This is a genomic window from Lentzea sp. NPDC054927 (assembly GCF_053610285.1).
Genome location: NZ_JBSGXZ010000002.1, coordinates 107943 through 124506 on the forward strand (window position 1 = coordinate 107943; position 16564 = coordinate 124506).

Annotated in this window: 14 protein-coding genes; 4 read left to right on the forward strand and 10 right to left on the reverse strand. The window is 67.9% G+C overall.

Annotation, left to right across the window (positions count from 1 at the left end):
* Positions 1 to 13: 13 nt before the first annotated feature.
* Positions 14 to 658: a TetR/AcrR family transcriptional regulator gene (locus ACWGE0_RS04030; RefSeq protein WP_452259411.1), complete on the reverse strand. Its 645-nt coding sequence runs from the start codon at positions 656 to 658 to the stop codon at positions 14 to 16.
* Positions 659 to 822: 164 nt separating this feature from the next.
* Here ACWGE0_RS04030 and ACWGE0_RS04035 point away from each other — a divergent pair, with 164 nt between their 5' ends.
* Positions 823 to 2097, forward strand: coding sequence for a YncE family protein (locus tag ACWGE0_RS04035; protein WP_452259412.1), 1275 nt, complete (start codon positions 823 to 825; stop codon positions 2095 to 2097).
* Between the two features lie 50 nt (positions 2098 to 2147).
* Here the strand turns inward: ACWGE0_RS04035 and ACWGE0_RS04040 are convergent, their stop codons facing one another.
* The 9 genes from ACWGE0_RS04040 to ACWGE0_RS04080 form a co-directional block, all read right to left on the reverse strand.
* A complete protein-coding gene (locus ACWGE0_RS04040; RefSeq protein ID WP_452259413.1) occupies positions 2148 to 2930 on the reverse strand; it encodes a family 16 glycosylhydrolase in 783 nt (260 codons plus the stop codon).
* Positions 2931 to 3017: 87 nt separating this feature from the next.
* Entirely contained in the window at positions 3018 to 3731 is a 714-nt protein-coding gene (locus ACWGE0_RS04045; RefSeq protein ID WP_452259414.1) for a cupin domain-containing protein, read from the reverse strand.
* On the reverse strand, positions 3725 to 4612 hold the full coding sequence (locus tag ACWGE0_RS04050) for a DUF6807 domain-containing protein (protein WP_452259415.1): 888 nt from the start codon (positions 4610 to 4612) through the stop codon (positions 3725 to 3727). The genes ACWGE0_RS04045 and ACWGE0_RS04050 overlap by 7 nt, the downstream gene beginning before the upstream one ends.
* Positions 4594 to 5676, reverse strand: a complete 1083-nt coding sequence (locus ACWGE0_RS04055) for a Gfo/Idh/MocA family protein (RefSeq protein ID WP_452259416.1) — start codon at positions 5674 to 5676, stop codon at positions 4594 to 4596. The genes ACWGE0_RS04050 and ACWGE0_RS04055 overlap by 19 nt, the downstream gene beginning before the upstream one ends.
* A complete protein-coding gene (locus tag ACWGE0_RS04060; RefSeq protein ID WP_452259417.1) occupies positions 5673 to 6980 on the reverse strand; it encodes an ABC transporter substrate-binding protein in 1308 nt (435 codons plus the stop codon). The genes ACWGE0_RS04055 and ACWGE0_RS04060 overlap by 4 nt, the downstream gene beginning before the upstream one ends.
* Positions 6981 to 6997: 17 nt before the next feature.
* Positions 6998 to 7855, reverse strand: coding sequence for a carbohydrate ABC transporter permease (locus tag ACWGE0_RS04065; RefSeq protein WP_452259418.1), 858 nt, complete (start codon positions 7853 to 7855; stop codon positions 6998 to 7000).
* The gene (locus ACWGE0_RS04070) at positions 7845 to 8768 is read right to left on the reverse strand and encodes a carbohydrate ABC transporter permease (RefSeq protein ID WP_452259419.1); all 924 of its coding nucleotides are present in this window, start codon (positions 8766 to 8768) and stop codon (positions 7845 to 7847) included. The genes ACWGE0_RS04065 and ACWGE0_RS04070 overlap by 11 nt, the downstream gene beginning before the upstream one ends.
* Before the next feature lie 426 nt (positions 8769 to 9194).
* A complete protein-coding gene (locus ACWGE0_RS04075; RefSeq protein ID WP_452259420.1) occupies positions 9195 to 11078 on the reverse strand; it encodes a phosphatase PAP2 family protein in 1884 nt (627 codons plus the stop codon).
* Between the two features lie 115 nt (positions 11079 to 11193).
* Positions 11194 to 13161, reverse strand: coding sequence for a hypothetical protein (locus ACWGE0_RS04080; RefSeq protein WP_452259421.1), 1968 nt, complete (start codon positions 13159 to 13161; stop codon positions 11194 to 11196).
* A gap of 336 nt (positions 13162 to 13497) precedes the next feature.
* Here ACWGE0_RS04080 and ACWGE0_RS04085 point away from each other — a divergent pair, with 336 nt between their 5' ends.
* The 3 genes from ACWGE0_RS04085 to ACWGE0_RS04095 are packed head-to-tail and all read left to right on the forward strand — an operon-like array spanning position 13498 to position 16550.
* Entirely contained in the window at positions 13498 to 14400 is a 903-nt protein-coding gene (locus tag ACWGE0_RS04085; RefSeq protein WP_319970747.1) for a carbohydrate ABC transporter permease, read from the forward strand.
* Positions 14390 to 15220, forward strand: a complete 831-nt coding sequence (locus tag ACWGE0_RS04090) for a carbohydrate ABC transporter permease (RefSeq protein ID WP_452259422.1) — start codon at positions 14390 to 14392, stop codon at positions 15218 to 15220. The genes ACWGE0_RS04085 and ACWGE0_RS04090 overlap by 11 nt, the downstream gene beginning before the upstream one ends.
* A 28-nt stretch (positions 15221 to 15248) precedes the next feature.
* The gene (locus tag ACWGE0_RS04095) at positions 15249 to 16550 is read left to right on the forward strand and encodes an ABC transporter substrate-binding protein (protein WP_452259423.1); all 1302 of its coding nucleotides are present in this window, start codon (positions 15249 to 15251) and stop codon (positions 16548 to 16550) included.
* Positions 16551 to 16564: the final 14 nt, after the last annotated feature.

Consider the following 16564-nt stretch of genomic DNA (forward strand, 5'->3'; position numbering starts at 1 on the left):
GGACATTCTGTGCTCACTCGGCGATCTGGTACCTGCCGAGCACCATCTGGGTCAGCTCGTCCGCGACCTCGTCCAGGGTCGCGTCGACCCACCCGACGACCCAGTCGTGCATGAGTCCGTTGACGGCGCCGATGATGGCCGCGGCGGTGATGCGGTAGTTGCCAGGAGGGATCTCGCCGCGGGTGGCAGCATCCGCGGCCAGCCGGTTGATCAATTCGACCCAGACGGCGCGGCGTTCGAGGCGCTGGCGGTCCATGCGGGGGCTGACCCCGACGACCTCGACGTAGGCGATGCGGGCGTGCCGCGGGTCGGCGCAGGCGCCCTTCACGTAGGCGTGCACCAGGCGGGGAAGCAGCTCCGGCAGAGTCAGCTGCCCGGCACCGGGCAGCGCCTCGGCGACGGCCTTCCCCGCCACGTCGTTGACGTGGAGGTGCAGATCGGCCAGCAGGTCTTCCAGGGCGCGGTACTCCTCGTAGAACTGGCGGCTCGACAGACCGGCGGCCTTGCACAGGTCACCCAGGCGGGTCCCCCGGAAACCCGGTCCGGTGCCGAACGTCTCCAGGCCGGCTTCCCGGAACCGCTCGCGCCGCTCGTCCCGGCGCTCGGCCGCGTCCTTGCCGCCGTAACGGCCCGCCGCCGGGGTGATCCTGCCTGCCACGGTGCCTCCAGTGGATGCATGCGGTTGTTTCCTCCACTGGCTCTTGTGGCCGGGATCACGCCAGCCTACTATCCAGTAGGTAGAATCTGAACTTGGCCAAGTTCAGATCTCCCTGCGGCATGCGCCCTCCCTTGCCGGCGCCCACTTCACTCGGAGATGCAACGATGCACGCTTCGTCCAACCCTGCGCGGAAACCTTCCGGAAGCGCTCTCACGCGCCGCCGCCTCACCCACGCTGTCGCCGCGGCGGCAGTGCTCGCCGCCTGCCTCACCACACCGGCCGCCTCCGCGGCGCCGCTGCGCGAGGTGATGTTCGTCGGCAACAACTGGGACGGCACCGCCGACGTCATCAGGTCCACCGGCGACTTCGCCAAGATCGGCCGGATCAACGTCATCCCCGACAAGGACCAGCGACTCACCGAGATCTACCTCAACCCGATCAAGCTGGCCTTCTTCCTCGGTATTCGCTCAGGCCCCGGCGAAGGGCACGACCAGTTCGTCGACGACATGTACTCCACCCCCGACGGCACGGCCATGGTCGTCTCGCGACCCAGCTTCGCCGACGTCGTCTCGCTCGACCTGGCCACCGGGAACATCAAGTGGCGGTTCCCCGTGTCGGGCTTCCGCTCCGACCACATGGCCGTCTCCCCGGACGGCACCAAGATCGCGGTCTCGGCGTCGACGTCCAACACCGTGCACGTGCTGGACATCAACACCGGCCGGCAGCTCGGCTCCTTCAAGACCGGTGACAAGCCGCACGAGAACGTCTTCACCAACGGCGGCAGGTACCTCTGGAACATGTCGATCGGCGAGGTGAACAACAACTTCGACGCCCCGTGGCAGGACTTCTTGAAGGGCGACCGGCACATCACCGTCGTCGACGCCGCCACGTACCAGGTCGTCCGCACCATCGACATGCGCGGCAAGCTGGACGCCTTCGGTCGCAAGGACCTGTCCAACGCCGTGCGGCCCGCGACGTTCAGCCCCGACTTCTCGAAGCTGTACTTCCAGGTGTCGTACTTCAACGGCTTCCTCGAGTACGACGTCGCCACCGACAAGATCACCCAGGTGAAGACCCTGCCGAAGAACCCGAACACCAGCGACGACCGCACCACCTTCGTCAACGACTCACGCCACCACGGCCTGTCCATGAACCCGGACGGCAGCAAGCTGTGCGTCGCAGGAACCATGGACGACTACGCCACCGTCGTCGACCGGGCCACCCTGCAGCAAGGCCCGCTCGTCACCGCCTCCAAGCCCTACTGGGCCACCGTCAGCGGCGACGGCCGCCAGTGCGTCATCTCCGAGAGCGGCGCCGACCAGGTCACCGCGATCGACTTCGGCACCGGCCAGAAGGTCGTCTCCGTCCCCGTCGGCGACCACCCGCAACGCGTTCGCGTCGCCCACATCACCGCTGGCTGGACCGGCCCCACCAGCTGACCACCGGCCCAAAGGGGTGGCCCCCGGTGTGCACCGGGGGCCACCTCCTTTCACGCCCGCGTCCGTCCGATGTAGACGTTACGAGCGCGGTAGACCGTCTCCGCGGTGGGACCAGGACTGCCGGACGAGCCCTCCATCTGCAGGTTGATGATCACCCACAACGGCTTGCCGACGAAGTTCCTCGCGGTGTGCTGGGCGATCCACTTGCCGTCGAGGTAGTAGTGGATGTCCACGTCGGTGTTGTTCACCTTGGTCATCCAGGCCCGGTAGGTGTGCCACGAGCCCGGCGAGGACACGCCGACGATCGAGCTCGACACGTCACTGGACGTCCGGAAGGTGTTGAACCAGTTCCGGTTGTCCCCCTTGAACTCCAGTATGTCGCTTTCGGGCGGCCAGCTGTTGACGCCGGTCAGCCAGAACGCGGGCCAGGTGCCGCGGGTGGACGGCGCCTGGAAGTCGCCCTTCACCTCCCAGTTCGGGAACTGACCGTTCACCACCACGTGCTCCTTCGCGTGGATCGCGCCCGAGTGGTAGCGGATGGGCAGATGCGGAACAGCCCCGCTGTTGCCCTCGTCCCAGGAGATCCGCGTCGCTTTGACCGTCAGCACGCCGCCGGACAGCGACACGTGGTTGTGGTCGCTGGAGCTCGCGTACATCCTGGCCGTGCCGTTGTGGTCGGAGCCCCACGGGTAGCGGTAGTTCCATTCCGACTCCAGCGCGCCGTAGCCGCTGAAGGAACCGGTCCCGATGACCTCTTCCCACGCCGCCGCGTTCGCGGGGGTGGCCAGAGCGGTGGTGAGGACGACGACGAGTGCGCCTGCTGCGATTCTCATCGCCTCACTGTCCAGCACCAAGTCGGTGCGGTACAACGACTTCGTCGATTCGACGGCCGTTCGACCAACCCGTTCGACCAGGCGGGGTCAGTCGTGCGGCGACAGGCCCTCACCGGGGTCGTGCACGTCGAGCCTGCCGCACATGCCCAGCCGTTGCGGACCCTCCGCGCGCATCACGTGGATGTCGGCCTCGGCGAGATGCCCGATGTCGCCGTCCCGCAACCGGTCCAGGTGCTCCCCGGTCAGCTCGGCGGCCGCCCGCGCGCCTTCCCGCCACCGCTGCTCCCACGCGTCCAAGGAATCCTGCTTCAGCCGCACGGCAGAGCGGTAGAAGTCGTCCAGCGCCGCGTGGTCACCGGCGACAACACGGCTCCGCAGCTCGAGAAACCCTTCCAGGGCGAGGTCCCGGCGGCGCCGAGCCGACTCCTCGTCCCCCGCTGCGGCGTGCGCGGAGTAGTTCGCGGAATCCGCCAGCACCGAGGCCGGGAAGGTGAACACCGCGTCGCCCGCCTCCGGCAGGCCGCTGTTCTGCATCACGACGATGATCCGCAGGTCGCCGTCGTTGACCAGGCGGTGGATCGTGCCGGGCGTGAACCACGCGACCGTGCCCTCGCGCAACGGAGTCGAAGCGAACCCGCGGCGGGTCAGGGTCTGCACGCTGCCCCGGCCGCCGATCACGTAGTAGCACTCCGCGCAGGTGAGGTGGACGTGCGGCGACCCTCCGCACACCCCGTCCGCCGTCGGCCAGTCGTACACCCGCAGACCGGAGATGCCCACCCCGCCGGGAAACGGCGTCACCACGGATGAGCCTCCACATAGGACTCCAGATGTTCCCGGTCCCACTCACCGGAAGCGACGACGAGCCGGTAGCGCAGGGTCAGCGTCTCGCCCGGTGCGACCTCCACCGTGTCGTGGAAGGCAAAAGACGGGTTGACGGCCGCGAACGGGGTGCTGCGCACGAACCAGTGCGTGCCCTTGTTGTCCGGGTGGTCCAGGAACAGCAACGTCGACGAGCGGTCCACCTCGTCGTGGTGGCCGACGAAGGCGAGCCACCGGGCCGCCTTGCCCATCATCTCCTGCCCGGCTCCCCCGTCGGCGGCGATCACCGTGCCGTCGGTGAACGAACGCGGGCCACGCCAGAAGAAGCCGGTGTAACCCGCGAGCTCACGGCCGTTGGTGGTCGGGCTGCCGAAGACCAGCGGTTCCGAACGCAGGTTCGTCAACGTGGAGCGGAACTCCAGCGTCCACGAGTCGTCCTCGACGTCGCGTACGGCGAACGAGCGCGTCTCGTGGACCCAGTGCTGACCCGCCTCGGTGAACCACGACAGCAGCTCGTCGAACCGCGCTTCTCCAGCGGCCACCGTGAACTGCTCGTGCCGCATCGTGCCGACGTTCGACAGCGCCACGTATCCCTGGTCGCGCACGTAGGTGACGCCACCCCAGAAGTTCTCGCCCGACACGTCGGTCGCGGTCATCTGCACGCCCTTGTGCCAGCGGTGGTCGTGCGGCCGGAACGCCGTCACGACGTCACCGGCCAGCGTCCGCACGGGGTGCAGGTACGGCTTCGGGCCCTCGAACGCGGGTGTCGACGGTGTGTGCACGTAGGTGAAGAGCTCGACGTCGCCCACCGACACGACGAGCACCTCGTCGTCCTGCCGCGAGATCACCGGGCGTTCGCCCATGGAGCACCGATTCCTTCCATCGTCGCGTAGAACGGGCTGTCCGGCCCGATCTGCCCCGCCTTCACCACGGTCCCGGTGAACGCCGAGGCGTACAACGCCGCGATGAACTCCATGGTGTTCCGCGTGTCCGTCAGCGTCACCGGCGGCGTCTCACCACTGTCCAACGCGTCGAGGAACGCCGCCATCTGACACCGGTGCCCGCTCACCGTCCCGGACTGCTCCTCGCGCCACCGCGCGACGACATCGTCCTGGCCGGGCGCGGGAGTGACCGTCCAGTGCGCGTCCGTGTAGCCGTAGAGGTGCTCGACCTCGACCGTGGCGCGGTCGAAGTCGAACCTCAGCTCCGAGGTCTCCCGCGGCGACAGCAACGAGTTGATCACCGATGCGACCGTGCCGTCGGCGAAGGTCACCAACGCCATCGACACGTCCTCGGTCTGCACGTCCCGGGCCTGCCGGGCCGCGACAGCGCGGATCTCCTGCCACGGCCCCAGCACCGACAACAGCAGGTCGAACTGGTGGATGCCGTGGCCCATAGTCGGACCGCCGCCCTCGTTCTCCCACGTCCCGCGCCACGGCACGTCGAAGTAGGCGTCACCGCGGTACCAGAGCGTGTCGCACTTCGCCACCAGCGACCTGCCGAGCACGCCCTCGGAGACCAGGCGCCGCAACCGGATCGCGGCCGGGCCGAAGCGGTGCTGGAACACCGTCGCGACCCGGCCGGACGACATCCGTTCGGCGGCGATCAGCGTGTCGATCTCGCTCAGCGACAACGCCGGCGGCTTCTCGACCAGCACGTTCACATTGGCGGCGAGGCATTCCAGCGCCAACGGCACGTGCGAACGCGGCGGAGTGCAGATGTGCACCACGTCCAGCTGTTCCTCGTCCAGCAGCGTCGCCAGGCTCGGATACAGCCGGGACACGCCCCACTCGCCGGCGAACGCGGCGGCGCGACCGGCGTCCACGTCCACCACCGCGACGAGCTCGATGCGGTCTCCCGCCGCCCGCAACGCCTCGGCGTGGGCGGACGCGATCGCACCGGTGCCGACGATGGCCGCGCGCCTCACTTCGCCGCGTCCACTTCTGCCTGGAGCTCCTTGATGAACGACGCTGCCGCCGCGTCCGGTGTGGTGCGGCCGAACAGCACGTCCTCGGTGTGCCGCTTGAGGATCGTGTCGACGGTGCTGGCGCCGTTCGGCGTGATCCGCGGCGGGTCGCTGACCGGCACGGTGTCGAGGTACTCCTTCGCGGCCTTGTCGGTCTCCTTGAGCTGGCCGGCGATGGCGTCGCGGATCTTCTGGTTGGCGGGCACGCCGCGTTCGGTCAGCAGGATCTTCGCCGCTTCCTCGTCGTTGGCCAGGAAGCTCACGAACGCCGCCGCCTCCGCGGGGTGCTTCGAGCGAGACGACACCGACCAGAACATCGACGGCTTGTAGTAGGCGCCGGGCCTGCCCTGCGACTCACCGGGCAGCCGCAGCAGCTTCAGCTTGGCGCCACTGGCGGCGGTCAGAGCCGTGAGCTGGGTGTTCCACCACAGCCCGAACGCCGCGGTGTTGGTCGCGGTGGCGGACTGGTTCAGCCCGGCCGAGGCCTTCTCGACGGTCACCGACGGCGCCGCCGCGATCCCGGACTTGGCCAGGTCGAGAATGTACTGCCAGTAGTCCCGCGCGATCTCCTGCGGCAGCACGACCTTGCCCCCGGCGTCGAACATCGCCTTGCCCTGCTGCCGTGCCCGGATGCTCAGCCCCGCGGTGTCGTTGATGCCCGGCGACTGCACGCCGAACACCTGACCGCCGCCGGCCTTGGACACCTGCTCGCCGATCTTCTTCAGGTCGTCCCACGACCACTTCGTGTCGTCGGGCACGGGGATGTTGTACTTCGCCAGCAGGTCGGTGTTGACCATGATCGAGTACATGCCCAGGCCGACCGGAAGCCCGTACTGCTTGCCGTCGACAGCGCCGGTCGCCAGTGCCTTCTGGTCGAAGTTCGACGTGTCGAGGTGCTTCTTCGACTCGTTGAGGTCCAGCAACGCACCGCGCTCGGCGTACGAGGCGATGTACAGCTCGTCCATCTGCATGATGTCCGGCGCGTCGTTCGCGGCCATGGTCGTGGCGAGGCTGTCCCAGTAGCCGTTCCACTCCTTGAACTCGCCCTTGACGGTGATGTTCGGGTGCTTCTTCTGGAACATCTCGATGACCTGCTGGGTCCGCTTGTGCCGGTCGTCCGCGCCCCACCAGGTGAAGCGCAGCGTCACCGGTTCCGCGGTCAGCTCTCCACCCGCGTCGGAACCGGACCCGCAGGCGGCGAGCAGGGACGCGGTCAGCGACAGCAGGACCGCCCACGCGGCCCCGCGGCGACTACCTCTGAGCATCAGACCGTTCCTTTCGGCTACTTGCCACCGGTCGTGGCGATCCCCTTGACGAGGTACCGCTGGCCGATGAGGAAGGCGAGGAAGATCGGGAGGAGCGAGACCACGCTCATCGCGAACTGGGAGCCCCACGACGTGGCGACCGTCGAGTCGACGAAAGAGCGCAGGGCGACGGGCACCGTGTACATCTCCGGGTCCGTCAGGTAGATCAGCTGGGTGAAGAAGTCGTTCCACGTCCAGATGAACGTGAAGATCGTCGTGGTGGCGAGCGCGGGCGTCATCAGCGGCAGCACGATCTGCAGGAAGATCCGCGGATGACCGCAGCCGTCGATGCGCGCGGCCTCGTCGAGCTCGCGCGGCAGGCCGCGGATGAACTGCACCATCAGGAACACGAAGAACGCGTCCGTGGCGAGGATCTTCGGCACGATCAGCGGCAGGAACGTGTTGACCCAGCCGATCTGCGAGAACAGCACGTACTGCGGCACGATGATCACGTGGATCGGCAGCATGATCGTGCCGAGCATGATGCCGAACCACCACCGCTTGCCGCTGAAGTTCAGCCGGGCGAAGGCGTAGGCCGCCATCGAGCACGACACCAGGTTGCCGACGATGCAGCCGAGCACCAGGATCGCCGAGTTGAGCAGGTACGTCCCGAACGACGGCGTGAGCGCGTTCCAGCCCTCGGTGTAGTTCTCGGTCTGGAGGCTGTCCAGGATCAGGCCGGGACTGCGGAAGATCTCGTCGCCGGGCCGCAGCGAGCTCGCGATCATCCACAGCACCGGGTAGAGCATCACGAACCCGATGAGGAGCAGGCCGACGTGTTTGGCCGGCGTCGACACCCGCCGCAGGAACGGAATCCGCCGAAGCTCAGTCGTCATAGAACACCCAGTACTTCGCCGCCCAGAAGTTGATCGCGGTGAACGCCGCGATGATCAGCAGCAGGAACCACGCCAGCGCGGACGCGTAACCCATGTCGAACCGGCTGAAACCCTGCTGGTACAGGTAGAGCGTGTAGAACATGGTCGAGTCGGACGGTCCGCCCGTGCCGCCGGAGACGACGAACGCCTGCGTGAACGACTGGAACGCGTGGATGATCTGCAGCACCAGGTTGAAGAACAGGATCGGCGACAGCAGCGGCAGCGTGATCCGCCAGAACTGCGACCACCTGCTCGCGCCGTCGATCGCGGCGGCCTCGTAGTAGACCGCCGGGATCTGCCGCAGCCCGGCCAGGAAGATGATCATCGGTGAGCCGAACGTCCAGACGTTCAGCACGATGAGCGTGGACAGCGCGGTGTCCGGGTCGGAGATCCAGCCCTTGCCCTCGACGCCGAAGAAGCCCAGCACCCGGTTCACCAGGCCGTCGGTGCCGAAGACCTGGGTCCACAGCACCGCGATCGCCACGCTGGAGCCGAGCAACGACGGCAGGTAGAACGCCGAGCGGTAGAACGCGAGCCCGCGCAGGCCCCGGTCGAGCAGCAGCGCCACCCCCAGCGCGCACGCCAGTTGCAGCGGCACCGACACCAGCACGTAGGTGAACGTGACGCGCAGGGCGTTGTGCAGCCGCTCGTCGCTGAGGATCCGCGCGAAGTTGTCGAATCCGATGAACCTCGGCGGCTGGATCAGGTTGTACTTGGTGAAACCGAGGCCGAAAGACGCGAGCACCGGGCCGACCGTGATGAAGACCAGCCCGGCGAACCAGGGCGCCAGGAACCAGAACGCGGCCTTGTTGTCGCGCTTGCGCACCTGGACACCGCCGCGGCCCAGCTGACGCAGTTCGTCTAGAGCGCTCATGAACTCCTGACCCCGTCGGCTGGAAAACGCTTTCCGGAGTCTGCATCGGGGGTTCCCGAGCGTCAAGCAAGGCCGTCGAACGGCGTCGAACAGCGTTGTCGAACGGAGACGTCCCGTTTCGACAACAGTCCTTTGTGGACTGGCGCCGGCCGCCAACCTTTGCCCGTGTTCGATGTTCAGACGGGTGCATCGTGGTGCCGCGGGGCCTGTATCGAAGTCGCGCCAAGCCTGATGGCGTGTGCAAGTACCACCAACCCAACATCAACAAGCATCTTTCTACTACCAACAGGCCCCTGGCCTCCGACGCACGCGAGCCGTGGTTCGACAGGGGCCGAACAGGTTGGGTGTAGTCAGCGGCTTTTCGATCAAGAGTTGGTGGTACTTGCACACGCCGGCCAGGCATCACGCCGGACTTTGACACAGGCACTAGCTCAGGACGCGCACCGAGAGCCCTGCCGGGCTGTATCGCGCCTGCACCTGGCGTTCCCCACCCGCAACGGTGATCCGGGCGAACCTGCCGGCCAGCACGGGAGCGGCCAGCACCGGGACGACAGCGCCGGCCGGCACGTCCTCCAGCGTGATCTCGAGCGTGCTGCCGCCCGCCAGCGTGATCGGCCGGCCGGAGGTCAGGGGCGCACAGCCGCCCTTGCGCACCGTCACCGCCAGCACCGACCCGGAACCCTGCCGGTAGCTCCGCATTCGCACCGCGCTCTCCAGGCGGAGGGTTCCCGAGCGCAGCTCGACGTCTCCCTTGCCCAGCGCGGAGGCCGAACCGGCCACGAGCGTGCCGCCCTCGACGCGGGTCGCGCCGGTGTAGCTGTTGACACCGGCCAGCGTCAGGGTGCCGGTGCCCCTCTTGACCAGGCCGCCGTGGCCGGCGATCGCGTTGTGCCAGGTGTCCGCGGCGTGGAAGCCACCGCGGTTCGCGTCCATCTCGACGCGCGCGTCCGTGTCGAACGCCCCGTACCCGTCGGCCGCGGCGAAGAGGTTGAGCCTGCCCCACTGTTCGGGGCCGTCGAGCAGCGCGTGCCCGGACGGGAGTGCGGTCGTGCGCAGGACTTCCCGGCGCTGGTTCGCGGTCAGGTACGGCAACCGGGTCTCCAGCAGCACTTCCGCGGCCTTCGGCACGGTCATCTCGACGCGTCGCCCGGTCCTGGGCAGCCCGTAGGTGAGCAGCGGCGTCACGAGTGCGGCGTTCGCCTCGCGGTCCGCGTACGGGTCGGTCGAGGTACCGGCGGAGTGCGCGTAGTCGAACAGATCGACGCCTGCGTGCTGACGGAAGTACTCGCTCGCCTGCGTCCTGGCAGCGGCTTTGAGCGTGGCGTTCTGCGGGTCGGCGAGGGTCGCGGCGGCGAGGGCGGTCGCCAGGATCCGGCCGCCGATGACGTCCGCCGGAGAGTGCATGCCCGCCACGATCCTGGTGTCGGCGAGGTCGAACGCCCTGGTCACGAGTTCCTGGAACCGTTCGGGGATCGCGTAGGCCAGCGCCAGGCACGCCAGGTGCAGCGCGTTGGTGTGCCCGCTCGGGAAGCCCCCGTCGTCGACGGGGCTGAGGTTGCGCTGCCGCAGCAGTTGCGGGGCGACCACGACCTCGGAGTCGTACACCGGGTAACCGAACTCGTCGGTCTCCCCGGTCGGGACCACGGTGCTGTCCTGAGTCATCCGCCACGGCCGCGGGTACTGGTGCGCGTACTTCGACGGGTTGCCGGAGGCGAACGGCCCGCGCAGGGTGTTGACCAGCAGCACGACCTGCCCCAGTGCGGAGTCCGGCGAACCGGCCCCCAGCGCCGATCCCGCCGGGGCGTCCGCGGGCAGCTTGTCGTCCACAGTGGACGGCGGGGTGCCGTCCGGCGCGGAGGTGATGCCCGTGACGGCCTTCGCCCCCGCCTTGTACAGCTCGGCCAGCGGGCCGAGGCCTCCGATCGCGCTGTAGCTCTGGTGCTGACGGTCCACGATGAACGCTCGCTTGGCCTGGTCTGCGGTCCGTGCCCCGGTGATCCGCACGACGTGACGGACGTTCGCCCTCAGCACGGCCTGGTTGAGCACGACGCCGTCGTCCCATCTGCTGCCGGTGCGCCAGAGGTCCCGCATCCCGGAGAGGGCGCGAACAGCGGCGTTGGTCTCCGGCGTGAGGTTGGCCGGGACGTTCGTGCGGTAGGAGTCGACGAAGGGCGCCGCGCCGGTCGGCAACCCGGCGGCGCTCGCTTCCAGGGCCCGGTCCAGTGCGGTCGGACCGATCAGCAGTCCGGCGGACAGCATCGCCGAACGACGCAACAGGGTTCGGCGGCCGAACCTGTCGGCGGTGGTCATGTTAACGCTCCCAATGGTCCGTTGAGGACACGTGTGGCGACACGGGGATTGTGGTGCACAATACGCAACGAGACGGGACCGTACTCGATATGCAGGGGGTGTGAGCGTTAACAGTTCACGGTGCGGCGATGCGCAGCACAGGCTCCCCGCCCACGTCACCAGCGGGATGACCGACCACCGCCGTGAAGAACGGGGTGCGCACTCGCACGCCCTCCGGCACCTCCTCGGCGGACGCCTCCAGGGCGACCGGATCGCCTCCGTAGCTCAGGACGAAGACGGCTCGCCCGTGCGGCCGGTCCGCGATGGAATCGACCAGCACGAGGTTGGTCGCGATCACCCGGCGCCAGCCCGCGTCCGGGTCGCCGTACCCCCTCGGGTCGTCGCCGAGCCAGAACGACAGCTGCTCCTGGGTCATGCCGACCGTGCGCGGGCCGTTGAAGTACGCCGCGCCGTCGGGCGTGTTCTCCACCCGCAGACCGGCGGCCGCGCTCAACGCGAGCCCACCGGCGAGCAGCGCGCCCCCGGTGTCGAGAGCTCGCCAGGACTCGCCGAGGTCGAACGGACTTCCGCCCGGCTCGCGGACGGTGCGGATCCGGCGCTGCCGCTCCCCTTCCGCCGTCGCGTAGGGAAGGCCGGCGAGGAAGGCGAGCTCGGCGCCCGGCGGCAACGCGGCCCGGTCCAGCACCGCGACCAGGTGCAGGCGTTCGCCGTCGGTGACGTACAGCTGCTGGACCGAGAGCATGACCTGGTCCCACGTGACGACCGCCTTGGTCACCAGCTTGGCGCCGAGCCCGCCGTCCACGACGTCGCGCACACGGGCCGGGCCGAGCGGGCGGGTCAGCAACGTCCTCCTGCCGTCGGCGTAGCGCACCAGCGGCCCGATGCCGTGCTGGTGGTCCACGACGGACTCGATCACCGCGGTGGCACCGGCGTCGATCAGGTACGGGGTCAGCTGCCCGGTGAGCGACACCGACACCTTGCCGTGCCGCAACGAATAGCGGGTGTGCACGGGCACATCGGCCGGCGCGCGGTACCAGCTGTGCTCGTCGACGAAGAACCACACCGTGGCGAAGGCGAAGTGGCCGCTCGGCAGGCCGGGCGTGGTGGCGCAGTAGTAGGCCACCCGCCGGTCCCCCAGGTAGCGGCCGAGCTCGGCACGGATGCGGCCGCCGAAGAAACGCAGGCCGAGCATCCCCTCACAACCCGAGTGCTGCTCGCTGTAGCGGGGTCCGCCGTAGTCGAACCCGCGCGCGGACAGCCGCGTCTCCAGGTGCCGGGCGATCTCGTCACCGTCGTCGAGGAAGCACTGCTCTCCGCTGACCTGGTAGGCCCTGGCCAGGAACGTGAGCGAGATGGGCAGGTAGTTCTGGTCGTGCCCCGCGCCGTGCTCGACCGGCAGCCGCAGTTCGCGGTCGACTACGCGCTTGGACCTGACCTCGCTGTGGTACAGGAACATCGCATCGTCCACGATGGACTTTTCGGACAACAGGTGTCCCAGCGTCAAACCGGCCACCACGGCACCGATCGCCTGGTTCGCCGTCTGCTGCGGGTTGAAGATGCTCGCTTCGGTCAGCCAGCGCCAGAAGCCGGTCGCGACGTCCGCGAGCGCTGCCCACTGGGTCACGGTGATCAGCTCACGGCCGAACTCCAGCACGTTGACCACGTGCAGGAGCGCCCACACGGTGCTCGGCCAGTCACCGAACGGGTGCTCGCCGGTCTCGAGCACGTAGCGGGCGTACGGCAGACCGCTGTCGCGCACGCGCAGGAACGGCTCGCCGGGGTTGTCGGCGCGGAAGACCCGGTGGGCCAGCACGAAGTCCAGTCCACGGCGGGCGGCGTCCGCCAGTTCGGGGTCACGCCGGTCCTCGCGATGCCAGGCCAGGCACAGCAGCGACACCACGCCCAGGGCCATGTCACCGATGTCATCGACAGCGGCGATGTCTTCGAGGTTGCCGTCGGGACGCTGCCGGCCGATCACCGCGGACACCGCCCTGGCGAGCACCATCCGCAGCTGTTCGTCGTCGTCCGGCAGGTCGTGCACGCTCGCGTGCTGGCTCGGCAAATACACCGCGGCGGCGGTCATCGGTACTCCTCGCGGGTCGCTCGCCCGAGTTCGTCGGCGGAGATGGGCGTGCGTGGCCGAAGTGCGTTGCCTCCTCGTCGTTTCGGTGCGCGGCGCGGCTGGGACCCGCTTCGTTCGTTTAAACGTAAACTTCTTTACCCGGTCGGCGTCAAGCCTCAAAATTCCCCGATCCCGCGGGAAACAAGGTTTCCAATAGATCGTCTTGACAGGCCGGTACTCGGTTCCTACAGTCCCGGAAAGCGCTTTCCAGATCCCTGGGACGGACCACCGGAACTGCGCCGTGCGTGGCATCGGCAAGACGACCCCGTGGTCCGGCGATGACGTCCCAGGAGCGACATGTCAGCGACACCCATACGCAAACGCAAGCGGCACAAGCACAATCTCGCAGGATACGCCTTCCTGGCGCCCTGGCTGATCGGGCTGTTCGCCTTCACGCTCGTTCCGATGGTGTACTCGCTGTACCTGTCGCTGACGAAGTTCAACCTGCTCACCGCTCCACAGTGGACCGGCTTCGACAACTACGTCCGGTTGCTGTCCGACGAGCGTTACCTGCAGTCGATCAAGGTGACGCTGATCTACGTGGTGACGTCTGTACCGCTCAAGCTCGCCGCCGCGTTGCTCGTCGCCGTCGCACTCAACCGCGGCCTGAAAGCGCTCGGCTTCTACCGCGCGACGTTCTACCTGCCGTCACTGCTGGGCGCGAGCGTCGCGGTGTCGGTGATGTGGCGGCAGATCTTCTCCCGGGAGGGACTGGTCAACCAGGTCCTCGCGCTGTTCGGGGTGCAGGGCGCGGACTGGATCGGTGACCCGCGGTACGCGATGTGGACGCTGGTGCTGCTGTCCGCCTGGCAGTTCGGCACGCCGATGCTGATCTTCCTGGCCGGGCTCAAGCAGCTGCCGCAGGACCTCTACGAGGCGGCGGCGATCGACGGCGCCGGCCGGTACACGGTGTTCTTCAAGATCACGCTGCCGTTGTTGTCCCCCATGGTGTTCTTCAACCTCGTGCTGGAGACCATCAACGCGTTCCAGACGTTCACGCCGGCGTACGTGGTCTCCGGCGGCCTGGGCGGTCCGATCGACTCGACCCTGCTCTACACGCTTTACCTGTACCTCAAGGGATTCGGCAGCATGCAGATGGGCTACGCCTCCTCGATGGCGTGGGTGTTGTTCGCCGTGATCGGGCTTTTCACCGCCGTCTACTTCTGGTCGGCCCGCAAGTGGGTGAACTATGCGGACTAAGACGAACCACTGGCGGGCGCACGCCCTGCTGCTGCTCGTACTGGTAGCGATGATCTATCCGATGGTGTGGCTGGTCGGCGCGTCGTTCAAGCCGGAGAACCAGATCTTCACCACGATGAACCCGCTGCCGCTCGCCTTCACCTTCGCCAACTACGTGAACGGCTGGACGGCGACGGGCACGTCGTTCACCGTCTACCTGTCGAACTCGCTGACGGTCTCGATCTGCACGGTGATCGCGAACGTGGCGTCCTGCTCGGTGGCCGCGTACGCGTTCGCGCGCCTGGACTTCGCGTTCCGGAAGTTCTGGTTCGCGGTGATGCTCGGCACGATGATGCTGCCGTTCCAGGCGACCCTGATCCCCCAGTACGTGATCTTCTACCAGCTCAACTGGATCAACACGTTCCTGCCGCTGGTGGTGCCGTACCTGCTGGCCTACGACGCCTTCTTCATCTTCCTGATGGTGCAGTTCATCCGCGGCATCCCGCGCGAGCTGGACGAGGCGGCGGCGCTGGACGGCGCAGGGCACGTGCGGGTGTTCTTCAGCATCGTCCTGCCGCTGCTGAAACCGGCGTTGCTCACCACCACGATCCTGACGTTCATCTGGACGTTCAACGACTTCCTGCGCCAGCTGGTCTACCTGTCCGACCACTCGCGCTACACCGCCCCGCTGGGCCTGAACGCGTTCGTGGACCGGGCGAGCGGATCCAGCTACGGCGGCATGCTCGCGATGTCCGTGGTCACGCTCGTGCCCACCGTCGCCGTCTTCCTCGTCTCCCAGCGCCGTCTCGTCGACGGCGTCGCGAACACCGGCATCAAGTAAGGCCTTTCACCGCTGAGAAAGGAAACACATGTCCATTTCCAGGAGAGGCCTCTTCGGCCTGGCCGGCGGTCTCGCCGCGGCCTCGGTCGCGGGTTGCGGCTTCGCGCCGTCCAACAGCGGTGGCACGGCGAGCAACTCGCTGACGTTCCGCTGGTGGGGCGGCGAGGCGCGGAACAAGGCGTACCAGAACGCCCTGCAGATCTTCACCCAGAAGACCGGCACCAAGGTCGACGCCCAGTACTCGGGCTACGACGGGTACTTCAACAAGCTCAACACCGAGTTCGCCGGCGGCAACCCGCCGGACATCTTCCAGATGGACACCGCGCTCGTCAGCACCTACGCGGCCAAGGGCGTGCTGACCGACCTGTCCTCGTTCATCCCGGACACGATCCACCTCGACACGCTCTACCCCGCCGTGCGGTCGGCCGGCACGGTGGACGGCAAGCCCTACGGCGTGCCGTCGGGCTCCGGCTTCGCACCGATGCTCTACGACAAGACCGTCTTCGAGCAGGCGAAGATCCCGGTTCCCACCGACAACTGGACCTGGGACGACTTCGCCCGCATCAGCGGTGAGCTCTCGAAAGCCATGGGACAGGGCAAGTACGGCGCTCTGGACGCGTCCAAGGACGACTCCGGCGCGCTGCAACCGTGGCTGCGGCAGCGGGGCAAGGACCTCTACAACGGCGAGGGCAAGCTCGCGTTCACCAAGGACGACCTGGCCGAGTGGTTCGCCCTGTGGGACGGCCTGCGCAAGGCCGGTGCGATCTGCCCGCCCGAGATGCTCTCCAGCACCGACTCCGCGTCCGGCAACCACCCGTTGATCTCCGGCCAGATCGCGATGACCACCGGCTGGGGCCTCGCGCAGATGCAGCCGCTGACCCAGCACGCGCTGGACATCGTGGTGGTGCCGCGCGGCAGCAACGGCAAGACCGGGCAGGCGCTCAGCGGCGGTGTGCTGCTGTGCGTTCCGGTGAAGAGCAAGAACCCCGAGGCCGCGGCCAAGCTCATCGACCTGTTCATCAGCGATGTCGACGCGATCAAGGCGATGGCACTGACGCGCGGTATCCCGCCGTCGAGCAAGTCGCTGGAGACCCTCACGCCCACGCTGGCCGCGACGGAGAAGCGGGACGTCACCTACCTGCAGTACGTGGCCGACGAGGTGGCGAAGGACGCGCTGCCGGCCGCACCGACCGCGCCGCCCGGTTACAACGACGCGAAGACGGCGCTGGACGCGGCGGCCAAGCAGGTCGCGTTCGGCAAGATGTCGATTCCCGACGCGGTCGCGCTGTACTTCCGCGACGCCGAGGCAGCACTGAACGGGGCCAAGTAACACCGTGGCAAGCA